Raw genomic sequence first — 13,449 nt, 5'->3', positions numbered from 1 at the left:
CCTCTTTGATTGTGCATTTTTCATTGTATTAACTAGACAATTTTATGTTCGCAACTCGGCGAAGGTTCATTCAGGCCGTATCGGTGGGGACTGCATCGGCTTTGTTACCAGCAGTAGCGTTTGGGAAAAATGCTACGTTACTGAATGCCGATTCGCCTAAACGTATCATTCTGGATAGCGATACAGCAACCGACGATGCGTTGGCGGTGTTGATGGCCGTTACGTCGCCACGGTTGAAGGTGGAAGCGATCACCATTACGTGCGGAAATGTTGGCTTCGAGCAGCAAACCAAAAACGCGCTATATACGCTGGAAATGGCTGGTAAGTCAGGGCAGGTGCCGGTGTATCAGGGCTCGGCGCGGCCACTGGTGCGTCAGGTACACGGAAACGCTACGTATGTGCACGGCAGCGATGGTATGAGTGATTCGTTTTTTCCGGAAGCCAAGCAAAAACCAGAGCAGGAACACGCCGTTGATGCGATTATCCGACTGGTCGAAAAATACCCGAATGAGTTAACAATCGTTGCCATTGGACCGCTGACCAACGTAGCACTGGCCATTTTAAAAGCGCCTGCTACCATGAAAAAAGTGAAAGAACTTTATTTCATGGGTGGCTTTTACAAGTTTTATGGCAACATCAATCCGGGTGCTACGTACAATGCGTGGGTCGATCCGGAAGCTGCGCGTGTGGTGTTTCAGTCAGGAATTCCGCTAACGACTGTTGGTTTCGATGTAAGCGTGAAAAGCTCAGTGTTTACCGATGCAGATTATGCGAAAGTTGAAAAGCTGGGCACCAAATACGCCGACTTCTTTCTGAAAATCAATCGAATCCGGCGGAAGTACTGTATGGAGCACCAGAAAATGAACGGCTCCAATCATCCGGATGCCATAACCATAGCGGCTGTTATTGACCCGTCGATAGTGACTGAAAAGGTAAACCGTTTTGTTGATATCGAAACACGCGGAGAATTGACATTGGGCGCGTTAGCCATCGATGAGTTGGGCGTGTGGGGAAAGCAGCCAAACGCAACGATCTGTGTGGAAGCCAATGAAGCGATGTTCAAGAAAATGGTCTTCGATACGTTGAAAATGGCTTGAAAATACGTAGTTTGTCGTTTAACCTCTTGTTAATCAAAATTTGAATACAGTGTCAGCGAAATTGGAAGAATCATCGACCCAAGTAGACGAATCGTCTTCGCTGTATAGCGAGGACTTGGCTCCTGTGCCCATCTCGAAGCGTACCTGGACAACCTGGAATTATGCCGCTCTGTGGATTAGCATGAGTTTGTGTATTCCTACGTACATGATGGCAAGTTCGCTGATTCAGGGTGGTATGAACTGGTGGCAGGCTATTTTTACAATCTTTCTCGGTAATACCATTGTGCTGATTCCCATGGTGTTAAACGGTCACGCGGGGGCGAAATATGGTATTCCGTTTCCGGTGATGGTACGTTCCAGTTTCGGAACCAGTGGGGCTAATATCCCGGCGTTGCTACGTGCCATTGTGGCCTGTGGCTGGTTCGGTATTCAAACCTGGATTGGTGGTTTTTCGATCTACCAGATGCTACGTCTCTGGATTCCGTCGCTGGAAACGTTGCCTCGAATTTTTCCGGCTTCGTTCGGACTGGAAACGGGACCGGCGATCTGCTTTCTGCTGTTCTGGGCGCTGAATATGTACGTAGTGTATCTCGGTGTAGATAGTATTCGGAAACTACTGGTATTCAAAGCATTCTTCCTGCCAGCGGCTGCACTTGCACTGCTGTTCTGGGCCATTTCAGTCGGAAATGGATTGGGGCCAATTTTACAACAACCTGCCAAATTTGCTGACTCGTCGGCCTTCTTTGCGTTCTTCTTTCCGGCACTGACGGGTATGGTTGGTTTCTGGGCTACGTTGTCGCTCAACATTCCCGACTTTACGCGGTACGCTACCAGTCAGCAGGCGCAGGTGAATGGTCAGATTATTGGCCTTCCGCCAGCCATGACGTTGTTCTCATTTATTGGCGTAGTTGTTACGTCGGCCACAACGATTATTTACGGCACTACGATTTGGGACCCCATTGTGCTGGCTGGAAAATTTGACAGTAAACTTCTGGTGAGTATTGCCATGATTGCGGTTGCCATTTCGACGCTGGCAACGAACATTGCCGCCAACATCGTGAGTCCGGCCAACGATTTTGCCAACCTGGCTCCCTCGAAAATCGACTTCCGGAAAGGTGGGTATATTACGGGTGTTATTGGCATGCTCATTTTTCCCTGGAAACTTATCGCCGACCCAACGGGCTTCATTTTTACATGGTTGGTTGGGTATTCGAGCCTACTTGGACCGGTAGGCGGCATTATGATTGCTGACTATTATTTTCTCAGGAAAAAACAGCTATCTGTCAGCGATTTATATAGTCAAACGGGTATGTATAGTTTTAAAAATGGATTCAATTCAGCAGCTATCTGGGCGTTGCTGGCAGGTATTCTTCCCAATATTCCTGGTTTTTTGGTAACGATAGGTGCTTTGTCGGCTGAGAGCGTGCCGGGTTGGATTACGCAGTTGTATAACTACGCCTGGTTCGTTGGATTTCTGGTGAGCGGTGGCGTGTATTTGGGACTGATGCGAGGGCGATACCTTGTTCAAAAACCTCAGCTTACTACGGCCTGATACAGTTTTAGGCCTGTTGAGAAAAGTTAATAATTACTATGTCTGTACTGATAAAAAATGGCCGGATTATTACGGCTTCTGACGATTACGTTGCGGATATTTTCATCGAGGGAGAAACGGTTTCGACAATAGGAAAGAATCTCACAGTGGAAGCCGATACAGTCATCGACGCGTCGGGGAAGCTGGTTTTTCCGGGAGGTATTGATCCGCACGTCCATTTAGAAATGCCGTTTATGGGTACGTTTTCGAGCGATACGCACGAGACGGGAACGCGGGCGGCTCTATTCGGAGGAACAACGACGGTCATTGATTTTGTCCTGCAAAAACAAGGGCATTCCTTAAAAGAAGCTCTTGCCGAATGGAATTCCCGCGCTAAGGGTACGGCGGTGGGCGATTACAGTTTTCATATGGCCGTTACTGATTTCAACGATAGTTCGAAAGCTGAAATTAAAGAGATGGTTGAGAACGAAGGTATTACGTCGTTCAAAACCTTTATGGCTTATAAAGGCGCTCTCATGATTGACGACCGACAGATGGTCGGTCTGATGCAGGAAGTGAAAAAGCAAGGCGGCATGGTAACGGTTCACGCCACCAACGGCGACGTCATTGACTACCTCACGGCCAAACACCGTTCCGAAGGAAAGTTGTCGCCACGCTACCATTATTTATCTCAACCTGAAGTTACTGAGGGTGAAGCTAGTGGCCGTTTTACCGATATGGCTGATTACACCGGCTGCCCCGGCTACATCGTTCACCTGACGTGTGAAGGGGCACTGAACGCGGTACGTAATGCGACCCGACGAAATCAGAAAGTGTTTGTTGAAACCTGCATTCAATACCTGACCCTGGATGCGTCTCTTTACGGGGAAGATTTTGAAGGCGCGAAATGGGTCATGAGTCCGCCGTTGCGGGAAAAGAAAGACCAGCAAACCTTGTGGGCCGGTATTAATCAGGGTCTCGTTCAGGTTGTTGCCACCGACCACTGTCCGTTTATGTGGGAGCAGAAGCAGATGGGGAAAGATGACTTCTCCAAAATTCCGAACGGGCATCCGGCTATCGAAAATCGGATGGAATTACTCTATAGCGAGGGCGTTCACAAGGGAAAAATCACCTTAAACAAATACGTAGAAGTGGCCTGTACGAACCCCGCCAAAATATTCGGTATGTTCCCCAAAAAAGGAACTATTGCTGTAGGGAGCGATGCCGATATTGTTATCTTCGATCCAAATGAAATGCACACCATTTCAGCCAAAACGCACCATATGAATGTCGATTATTCGGCCTATGAAGGCTGGAAGCTGACGGGCAAAGTAAAAACCGTACTGCTACGTGGCACCGTCGCCATCGACGACGACAAGTGCCTGGTAGATAAGGGGTACGGTCAGTTTATTAAACGTAACAAAGTAAGCGGGAAGATTTAATACCATAGGGCAGAGGGATAAGGGCATGGGATTAGCTTGTCTCTCCGTCCTTACCCCTCTACCCCTAAACTAAATAAACATGCCAAGAATCATAAAATCGGGATTGATACAGATGAGCCTGCCGAAGACCGAAGGCGAGGGCTCTATTGATGAAATTAAAGAAGCGATGGTGCAAAAGCACCTGCCGCTTATTGAAGAAGCCGGTCAGAAAGGGGTGCAGATTCTGTGCTTACAGGAGATTTTTAATACCCCTTATTTCTGTCCGGGACAAAATTCGGAGTGGTATAAATCTGCGGAAACGGTGCCAGGGCCAACCACCGAACGGATGGCCGAGTATGCGAAGAAATATAGCATGGTCATGATTGTTCCGATTTATGAAAAAGAGCAGGCTGGAGTGCTTTACAATACGGCTGCGGTGATCGATGCCGACGGTACGTATCTAGGCAAATACCGAAAGAATCACATTCCGCATACGTCCGGTTTTTGGGAGAAATTTTTCTTTAAACCCGGAAATCTCGGTTATCCGGTTTTTCAGACGCAGTACGCAAAAATAGGCGTTTACATCTGTTATGACCGCCATTTTCCGGATGGGGCACGTTGCCTGGGTCTGAACGGAGCGGAAATTGTGTACAATCCATCGGCAACGGTGGCTGGACTTTCACAATACTTGTGGAAATTAGAGCAACCCGCACATGCTGCGGCCAACGGTTATTTCATGGGCTGCATCAACCGGGTAGGGGAGGAGAAGCCCTGGAACCTTGGGCGGTTCTATGGTACGTCTTATTTTGTTGACCCGCGCGGTCAGATTTTTGCCAGCGCGTCGGAAGATAAAGATGAATTGCTGATTGCTGATTTCGACCTCGATATGATCGACGAAGTACGTAGCGTCTGGCAATTTTTCCGCGATCGGCGACCGGAAACTTATGACAAACTGGTAGAGTTATAGCCGCTTGTTAACAGCTACTAAACTTACCAAATCCTATACGGATGTTCGGGCGGTGCGGAACGTATCATTCAGCCTGGAGCCGGGACGTATCATGGCGCTAGTCGGCGCGAGTGGTTCGGGAAAAAGTACGTTATTGAATCTATTGGCGGGGTTAGCCGATGTCGATTCGGGTGAAGTTCGGCTCAACGGGGAGCGTGTGAAAGGGCCGTTGGAAGTGCTGGTGCCGGGTCACGTGTCCATTCGATTGGTGCATCAGGAATACCAGCTGATGCCGAACGTATCAGTACGTGAAAATATCGCTTATGCGCTACGTTTTTTCGAGAAAAGCTACCGCGATTTTCGGGTAAACCAACTGCTGAAACTCTGCCGGTTAACCGACGTGCAGGACCGAATTCCCCGTCAGGTATCTGGCGGAGAGAAGCAACGCACGGCCATTGCCCGCGCCATTGCCGACAAACCGGCTCTACTGCTGCTCGACGAACCATTTAGTCATCTCGACTTACCTAACCGGCTCATTGTTCGTGATTTATTATTTGATCTGGTACGTCACGACACCACTGACGAAACAGCTACCGCCTGCCTGATTGTGACGCACGACGCAACTGACGCGCTGTCGATTGCTGATACGTTGGGTATTCTGTGCGATGGGAAACTGATTCAGACTGGCGCTCCCGTCGATGTTTATCATCATCCCGCAAATGCTTATGCTGCGCGGATGACCGGTCCGGTTAACATCGTCAAAGCAAAATATTGTCAATTGCTCGGATTGTCTGAGTTAGAACTTTCAACGGAGTTAATCTGCCTGCGTCCGGAGCGAATAAAACTTTTGGAATCAGGAATTCCGGCTGTAATTCGGGCGATTTACTTTAAGGGAAGTCATTACGAAATCGACGTAGAGGTTTCACGCTACGTATCGCTGCGACTGCTAACCGAACGTAGTGACCTGCAGCGTGGCCAAACCGTTGCTATCGCCATTTCACCAAATGATATATGGCAGGTCAAAAGCTAATTTTTAGTAACTATTCAGGCAGGACGTAGTTGTTTTGGGTAACAAACTCAACAACGTTATGAACCGCGACGAACAAGTAGAAAAGGACGAACCGAATGGAAAAGCTGACGTATTAGTCAGTGAAAAAACGGAGAACGTAAAACCAACCGGTGTAGACGACAATTCAACCGGTATGGGCGAAGACGATTACCTGGCGAAATCGAATAAAGAAAATGATGAAGACTAAATAGCTGTAAAGCTGAAAAACTGAAGGGTTATTAAGTTGGCTGACGCGAAAGCAATTCATGCGTCAGCCAACTTAATAACCCTTCAGTTTTCAGCTTTACAGCTATTTAAAGCAGTCGCTTGATCAACTGCTCAACGGAAATACCTTCGGCCTCAGCTTTAAAGTTTCGGACAACCCGGTGGCGCAGGATCGGCAGGGCAACCGCCTTTACGTCTTCAATATCCGGCGAATACTTGCCCGTTAACAAGGCATTGCATTTGGCCGCCAGAATTAACGCCTGCGAAGCACGTGGACCAGCGCCCCATTCCAGGTACTGATTAGCATCTGAGGAAGCTTTATCGGTATTAGGACGAGTTTTATGCACCAAGCTCACCGCATATTCTACTACGTTATCAACCACAGGTACGCGACGTACCAGATGTTGGAATTCCCGAATTTCCTCACTCGTAATTACCCGTTGAACGTCGTACAGTTTGTCGGAAGTGGTGTTTTTTACAATATCCAGTTCTGACTGATACGAGGGATAATCTAGGTAAATATTGAACATAAACCGGTCGAGCTGGGCTTCCGGTAGAGGATATGTACCTTCCTGTTCGATTGGGTTTTGAGTAGCCAGTACGAAGAAAGGGCGGCCCAGATCATATTTCTGACCGGCAATGGTTACCGCATACTCCTGCATAGCTTCAAGCAGGGCCGATTGCGTTTTAGGTGGTGTCCGGTTGATTTCGTCGGCCAGAATGATATTGGCAAAAACAGGCCCTTTAATGAATTTGAAATTACGTTCCTGATCGAGAGTTTCTGAACCCAGAATATCGGAAGGCATCAAATCGGGCGTGAACTGAATGCGGTTGAAATCGAGGTGGAGAGCACTGGCGATGGTCTGGATCAGTAGGGTTTTGGCTAGTCCGGGCACACCAACCAGCAGACAGTGACCCTGGCAGAAAATGGCCGTTAATAAAAGCCGAACGGTATCATCCTGACCGATAACGACTTTTGAAATCTCATTTTTTAGTTTCTGGTAAGAGCTAGTCAGGGCTTCGGCAGCAGCTACATCTGATGAGTAAGGCACAATGGTTCAGTTATAAGGTTGTAAAGTTGTAATGTTGTAAAGGTATAACGTTGTAAGGTTAAAGAGTTGTAAGGTGGATGATACGTTACCTGCAAACTTTCTAACGCTATAACATTAAAACCGCATCGGCAGCCCGGTATATAGCCTTACAACTCCTTATTCATTTCCGCCTGTACTGGCCGCACTATTCTGCGTGGTGCCAAATATTCGGCAGTTCTGGAATTCGGGGTCAACAGTTATATAGACGTCAGCAACCGATTTTTTAAACCAGTCGTCAATGGCTCGGTTCTTTTTGTTTTGAAGAACAACGGTTTGCAATTTCTCAAAATCTTTCGAGTATTCAGCCGTATGTGGAGCCGTCTTGGCCTTGAAATACAACAATCGTACCGCACTTTTACCATCTTCAGTACGGTAAGGCAAAGGCTTCGAAATACTACCTACCTGCATGGTGTCGAGCATCTGAAACAGGGCATATTCCATGGTTTGGTCCATAGGCAGGCGGGTGCTATTCGTCTGTTGGTCACGTATCAGGCCACCAGCATCGGCAGTCGCTTTGTCTTCTGAATAATCGTGGGCAGCTTTATCAAACTTGAGTGAATCGATCTGGATAAGATTCCGCAGGCTGTCCAGGTATTTCGTTGGGCCGCTTAGGTCCAGGCGGTTGTAGTCGGGACGTAACAGAATATGGCGGGCGTGGTATTCGGCACCCCGCGTCTCGATGAGTTGGATGAGGTGCAAACCAAACTCAGATTCAACCACATCCGACATCTCGTTGGGCTTTAACTTCAAAGCGGCACCTTCGAAAGGAGCCACCATCGTGCCTCGTTTCGCAAATCCCAGATCGCCGTTACGTTCCGCCGAACCTACGTCTTCCGACGTTTCTTTGGCTAGTTTACCGAAATCTTCCCCATTTTCGACCCGTTTTTTGATATCGAGTAGTCGTTGCCGAAGCGCATCTTTCTGTTCTTTAGTTGGTTTGGCAAAGCGTACGATTTGGCCAACTTCAACTTCGGCAGGCATGTAGGGAAGGCTGTCTCTTGGAATAGCTTCGAAAAATTTACGAACCTCGCGCGGAGTAACTTTTACGTCGGTCGTAATTTTTTGCTGCATTTTCTGAACAATCTTCTGGTCTTTAACCTGTGTCCGCAGTTCGCTTTTCAGCATTTCCAGGCTTTTTCCGTAGGCCTCCACAATGTTCTTCTCCGAACCAAATTGCTGGATCATGTACTGCATCCGCTGATCGAGTTCGAGATCGACAATCTTATCGTCGACGACAACGGAGTCAATCTCAGCTTTAGCCAACATCATTTTATTGATGACCAGGCTTTCGAGTATCTGACATTTTTGTGGAGGTGTCTGATTCTGACCTACATACGACTGGTAAGCTTCTTCCAGATCGGAACGTAGCACGTAGTAATTATCTACCTTGGCGATAATTTTATTGAGGCTGATGCCCTGTCCCTGCCCGAAGGTAGGTGAGGTTAGAACCCAACCAACCAAAATAACGAGCGCACTACTGATTACTTTTTTCATGTTTTAAAGATACGCACAGAAAGGCAGGCCATCTGTGTTTTAACAAATTTTATAACTGCTTTGGTCACCAACCGAACCCTTGTTACTTGGCCAGTTTCCGGATTTCCTCTTCATTCACTTTCACTGGGTAGGCTTGTCGGAGCTGAGCCAGCCATTGCTTTTCGAGAACTGCCTGATATTCGTTGATAACCGTTCCGCGCGCTTCGGCAAACGTCTTCGCGCGCGCTGGTTCGATCCGGTCAATAATAACGGCTGTGGGCTTGTTGTTCACCCGAATGAACGTAGCACCTACTTTCCACTGTTCGATGGCATTCAGATAGGGAGATTCACCTTCGGCGTAAGTGCCTGTCGTTATGGTGATTGGCGACGGAATCGACGTAGTAGCGTTCTTACTATTCAGGGTCTTGATAACATCCTCTCGGGCCGTAGTAAAATATTGAAACGTTACGTTCCGCTGGTCATCTCTACTCGCTCCGGGCCGTGCACCCTGGTAATCTTTTTCCATAATACGACGTAGCGCCACCCCATTTTTCTGTAAATAACCAACCACCGAACGGATGCGCCCCGCCGATACCGAATCACGTTCGGATGGGTCGTGTGAACCCGTTACTTCAATAACGTAGTTCGGATTGTTACTCATTATCACAACAATATCGAACAAACTTTCGCGCTGGCGGGCTGTCAGAATTGTCTGCCCTTTTTCGAAAGGCAATGTGGCTGCCGACCGTCGAAGCTGATAAGGTGGCTTACCCGAAAGGGTTGTTGTTGACTGGCGAAGTAAGCTGTCGGTTGAGGCAACCAGGATCGTAGCAACAGCGCGTTCCGGATACGTGTATTTCGCTTTGTTCTGTTCAAAATACTGTCGCTGTCCCGTCGAATCGACCATTGAGCGTTCCCAGACATTCTGTTCCATCACCTGCGAAAGCAGTACCCCGTCACGGATTTCATTCAGAAGCGCCCGGAATTCCGGCGATTTTTTGTCCAGATTCTGCTCTTCAACGGCCATCAACTGGTCGCCCACAAACCGGTCAAATAATCGACGCATGGCTATCATTGGCGAACCGGTAGCCGTGATTTCACCAGCCGACGCGTTGGCCGCCATGACCGGATTTCGCTGGGGTTGTTGCCGCTGCCGGACATACGCAAAAAACTGGTTGACCGTGTAAGGCTGATTCGCAATCGTAAGAATGGTTTTGTTCTGAAGTGTCGGGTCGAGAGGTTCGGTATACCGCCACTGACCACGTAGTAAAGTGCTGTCGGCTTTGGTAAGGGCCTGTTCGAGAACGGGAGCCATTTCCTGAACCGTATACGCAGTCCAGAGCCGCTGAATGGTAGCCTGCCGTACTACGTCGGCCCGACTGTCGGTGGTGACGCGCTGACGTAACGAAGGGGCCATTGTTGCATAAGGTTCCAATCCCTTTCGTTCGATGAGTTTAATGATATGCCAGCCGTAATTAGTCTTGACTGGTTTTGAATAATCGCCCGGTTTGGCCAGGGCGAAAGCAGCATCTTCGAAGGCTGGCACCCAACGCCCTGGTTCGAAGATGGGCAAAGCGCCACCATTGGTTTTCGACGTAGCGTCATCTGATACGTCCCGACAAACTACGTCAAATGATTCTCCTGCCTGCAGACGAGCATAAGCCGCATCGATACGTTCCTGGGCCGCTTTCTGACCGGCTTCGTCGGCGCTGGGGCTGATACGTACCAGAATATGCGCTACACGTACCCGTCCACGGCTGGGACGGCGCCCGTTTACTTTGACAAGATGGTAGCCAAATCGGGTACGTACCGGTTGCGAAATACTACCGTTGGATAGGGTATAAGCCGCTGTTTCGAGGGGATAAAAGATGCCGAAGGCCGACACATAGCCCAGACTTCCTCCGTTCTGAGCCGTCCTGGCATCCTGAGAATGATCGCGGGCTAATTGGGCAAAATCGGCACCGGCTAATGCCTGTTTACGTAACGACAGTGCTGTTTCGTAAGCTTTAGTTGTATCGGCGGGCAGTGCATCTTCCGATACAGGAATCAGGATATGCGATACGTTGACTTCTTCCTGCATGCGCTGGTACGCTTCGGCCGCCATCGATTCAACCAGTACTTTATCCGTTAAATACGACTGCGCTAGCTGTTTGCGGTACGTGGCCATTTCTTCCCGAAATGCTTCGGTTGTGTCACGCCCTTCGGCCTCGGCGGCCAGCACTTTCAGTTTCAAATTCGTGTATAAATCAAAATACTCTTTTACGTCAGTACGTTGAGTCGAGTCGGAAGAGAGCTGATTTTTTGTGAACGACTGGAAAAAATCGTCGGTTGTAAATGACTTGTTTCCAAGCGATAGAATAACAGGTTTCGGGGGTGCTTGCTGCACAATTGGCGCTGGTGTTTTACAGGCCGTTACGAGCAGTGCCAGCAGAATACCTCCTGTGAAATGGCGCATAGCGTCGGGTAAAAAAATAGGGTTATAGATTGTGGGTTTGGCGTTGGCAACCGATTTGCGAATACCTGCCATTTTTTGAAAACCAAGTTTCCAGAAAAAACATTCGCTATGATTATCAACGATTCAGACGGTAGCTTATTGGCGAACCGGCCGGATTTTCGCGGTGTTCAGCAGAATGTCGTACTCCAGTCGATAGGCAAAGGCGTCGCGCATATGTCGCCCGGTGAACTCAGCCGGTACGTGTACAAACCGTTGTTTTTTCTGGCGCACATCGGCCTCGCGAAGTTCCATACTGCTTTGGCCCAATAAATCATCGTCGTCGAGTTTGTCAACCAGTTTCAGCCCTACGCCGGTTGCCATCAGACCCGCCGATACGTACTTCAATGGTGTAAGCACTTCAGTGGCGGCTACCAGCAAACCCACCGGAATCGCCACTACGTTGTGAACCTGCTGAATCTTTGCCATGGTTTCTTTAGCCCGGCTATAGTCATCCACTTCTATCAGAACAACCGAAGCCACAATACGTCCATTTTTAGGCAATTCCAGGCTGATTGGCTTCGCTTTTCCCGTGCCAGCCGCTTGTAAATCCAATTGTTGATTTTTCCGTAGAGACCCCACGCCCCATCCGCCATTTACAACGCCAACGGGCTTATTCTGAGCATCATAACTCGTAAGCGAATAAGCCATCATCAGCTCATCGTGCCGACTGATAGTTTCTTCCAGATTCGTAGCTTTCAGCGAACGGGGCACCAATTCAGCCCTGAACATAGGCTGACGGGCGCAGCTGCTCAGGAGAACTAGGAGGGAGAGAAGGTATTGGCGCATATTGTCTGATCGGACCGCCGACACGGCCGGGATTTTTAGGATTTTAGGGAATGTCTGAACCGGGTGTCTGAACCGGGATTTAGCAGATTGATGGATTTTCTGGATTTTGTTTCTCGCTTCTTTGAATCACCTAATCAATCAGCTAAATCCCGGTTCAGATACTGGGTTCCTGCTGGCTCAGGCAGTGAAAACTTCCTAATCCCCAAACTATATCAGTTGAGTCGATGCCGACGACTTTACGATCCGGGAAGCACTGGCCGATAATGTCCAAGGCCGGCTGATCTTTCGCGCAACGAAAGGTTGGTACGATAACAGAACCGTTCGTAATCAGGAAATTAGCGTAAGAGGCCGGCAAGCGTAAGCCATCACTCACAACCGGGTCGGGCATGGGTAGTTCGACAATGTTGAGTTGTTTGCCATTCAACAATCGCATCTGCTTTAGCTCGTGGTGGATTTCCTGCAAAAACGGGTAATTGTCGTCGTTGGCGTTTGGCTCGTAGGCGGCTAGAACGGTGTCTTCGTTCACGAAACGTACCGTATCGTCGATGTGGCCGTCGGTATCATCGCCCACGATACCTTCTTCCACCCAAAGCACCTGCTGAACACCGTAGTAGTCGCACAGATATTGCTCGATTTTCTCCTGCGTCAGCTGACTGTTCCGGTTCTGGTTAAGCAGGCAGGCCCGACTGGTAAGCACCGTTCCCGCTCCGTTAAATTCTACCGAACCACCTTCCATGATTATGCCCGGCGTTACGTATTCCAGTTTCCGATAGTGCGCAATCTCGATGGGAATCAGGTCGTCGCGGTCGTAGGGAGGATATTTACCACCCCACGCATTATACCCCCAATTGACAATCATTCGCTCGCCTTTTTCGGGATTGATGAGAAACGCCGGGCCGTGGTCGCGACACCACGAATCGTTGGTCGGGTGGGGTAGGAGCGTAATGCGGCTCATATCGACTCCGGCAGCCAGCAGACGCAGCTTTGCGGCCTGTATCACAATGTCGTTGTGAGCATTGATGCATACTTGTTCGCTTTCAGCAATGGCTTTTATGAAGTCGATATAAGCCGGAAACATCAATTCCTGACGTTCGCTGCTCCAGGATGCTTCGGTATGTGGCCAGCTAAGCCAGGTTGCTACGTGCGGATGCCACTCTGACGGAAAGAAAAAGCCCTCACGGGCAGGTATAAAAGACATTTAATCAGTGCGATTTATGGTTGAGTTGCCGATTCAACCAACGGTTGTATATTCGGGTGAGCATTATAGACACAACTGCAAAAATACACAAAATATGCTGTTCAACAGGAAAACCCGATGGTTCAGTCTAGCTAACCTT

At 48.9% G+C, this 13,449-nt stretch carries 11 protein-coding genes; 6 read left to right on the top strand and 5 right to left on the bottom strand.

Annotation, left to right across the window (positions count from 1 at the left end):
* The first annotated feature begins 44 nt into the window (after positions 1-44).
* From ACYVF1_RS12565 to ACYVF1_RS12540, 6 genes are all read left to right on the top strand, one after another.
* Positions 45-1,097: a nucleoside hydrolase gene (locus ACYVF1_RS12565; protein WP_461079161.1), complete on the top strand. Its 1,053-nt coding sequence runs from the start codon at positions 45-47 to the stop codon at positions 1,095-1,097.
* A 49-nt stretch (positions 1,098-1,146) separates the two neighbouring features.
* Positions 1,147-2,649, top strand: a complete 1,503-nt coding sequence (locus ACYVF1_RS12560; protein ID WP_461079159.1) for an NCS1 family nucleobase:cation symporter-1 — start codon at positions 1,147-1,149, stop codon at positions 2,647-2,649.
* Between the two features lie 38 nt (positions 2,650-2,687).
* Positions 2,688-4,070, top strand: coding sequence for a dihydropyrimidinase (hydA, locus tag ACYVF1_RS12555; protein WP_461079157.1), 1,383 nt, complete (start codon positions 2,688-2,690; stop codon positions 4,068-4,070).
* A gap of 79 nt (positions 4,071-4,149) precedes the next feature.
* Positions 4,150-5,016, top strand: a complete 867-nt coding sequence (locus ACYVF1_RS12550) for a nitrilase-related carbon-nitrogen hydrolase (RefSeq protein WP_461079155.1) — start codon at positions 4,150-4,152, stop codon at positions 5,014-5,016.
* Between the two features lie 4 nt (positions 5,017-5,020).
* On the top strand, positions 5,021-6,025 hold the full coding sequence (locus ACYVF1_RS12545) for an ABC transporter ATP-binding protein (protein WP_461079153.1): 1,005 nt from the start codon (positions 5,021-5,023) through the stop codon (positions 6,023-6,025).
* 58 nt (positions 6,026-6,083) lie between these two features.
* Positions 6,084-6,251, top strand: coding sequence for a hypothetical protein (locus ACYVF1_RS12540; protein WP_461079151.1), 168 nt, complete (start codon positions 6,084-6,086; stop codon positions 6,249-6,251).
* A 106-nt stretch (positions 6,252-6,357) separates the two neighbouring features.
* Here ACYVF1_RS12540 and ACYVF1_RS12535 read toward each other — a convergent pair whose 3' ends face one another.
* The 5 genes from ACYVF1_RS12535 to ACYVF1_RS12515 form a co-directional block, all read right to left on the bottom strand.
* Positions 6,358-7,320 (bottom strand): AAA family ATPase, encoded by a 963-nt coding sequence (locus ACYVF1_RS12535; protein WP_461079149.1) that lies wholly within the window; start codon positions 7,318-7,320, stop codon positions 6,358-6,360.
* A 156-nt stretch (positions 7,321-7,476) separates the two neighbouring features.
* Positions 7,477-8,853, bottom strand: a complete 1,377-nt coding sequence (locus ACYVF1_RS12530; RefSeq protein WP_461079147.1) for a peptidylprolyl isomerase — start codon at positions 8,851-8,853, stop codon at positions 7,477-7,479.
* 82 nt (positions 8,854-8,935) lie between these two features.
* Complete coding sequence (locus tag ACYVF1_RS12525) at positions 8,936-11,287, bottom strand: peptidylprolyl isomerase (RefSeq protein WP_461080744.1); 2,352 nt, start codon at positions 11,285-11,287, stop codon at positions 8,936-8,938.
* A 135-nt stretch (positions 11,288-11,422) separates the two neighbouring features.
* Positions 11,423-12,112, bottom strand: coding sequence for a hypothetical protein (locus tag ACYVF1_RS12520; RefSeq protein ID WP_461079145.1), 690 nt, complete (start codon positions 12,110-12,112; stop codon positions 11,423-11,425).
* Between the two features lie 154 nt (positions 12,113-12,266).
* A complete protein-coding gene (locus tag ACYVF1_RS12515) occupies positions 12,267-13,310 on the bottom strand; it encodes an agmatine deiminase family protein (protein ID WP_461079143.1) in 1,044 nt (347 codons plus the stop codon).
* Between the last annotated feature and the right edge of the window lie 139 nt (positions 13,311-13,449).

The sequence above is a fragment of the Spirosoma flavus genome (assembly GCF_054778555.1).
This window is presented reverse-complemented; position numbering and strand designations above follow the sequence as displayed.

Bases quoted from the DNA above. Each gene is read 5' to 3' on its own strand.
- ACYVF1_RS12525 (WP_461080744.1), bottom strand. From the start codon at position 11,287: ATGCGCCATTTCACAGGAGGTATTCTGCTGGCACTGCTCGTAACGGCC.
- ACYVF1_RS12515 (WP_461079143.1), bottom strand. From the start codon at position 13,310: ATGTCTTTTATACCTGCCCGTGAGGGCTTTTTCTTTCCGTCAGAGTGG.
- ACYVF1_RS12540 (WP_461079151.1), top strand. From the start codon at position 6,084: ATGAACCGCGACGAACAAGTAGAAAAGGACGAACCGAATGGAAAAGCT.
- ACYVF1_RS12550 (WP_461079155.1), top strand. From the start codon at position 4,150: ATGCCAAGAATCATAAAATCGGGATTGATACAGATGAGCCTGCCGAAG.
- ACYVF1_RS12520 (WP_461079145.1), bottom strand. From the start codon at position 12,112: ATGCGCCAATACCTTCTCTCCCTCCTAGTTCTCCTGAGCAGCTGCGCC.
- ACYVF1_RS12530 (WP_461079147.1), bottom strand. From the start codon at position 8,853: ATGAAAAAAGTAATCAGTAGTGCGCTCGTTATTTTGGTTGGTTGGGTT.
- ACYVF1_RS12565 (WP_461079161.1), top strand. From the start codon at position 45: ATGTTCGCAACTCGGCGAAGGTTCATTCAGGCCGTATCGGTGGGGACT.
- hydA (WP_461079157.1), top strand. From the start codon at position 2,688: ATGTCTGTACTGATAAAAAATGGCCGGATTATTACGGCTTCTGACGAT.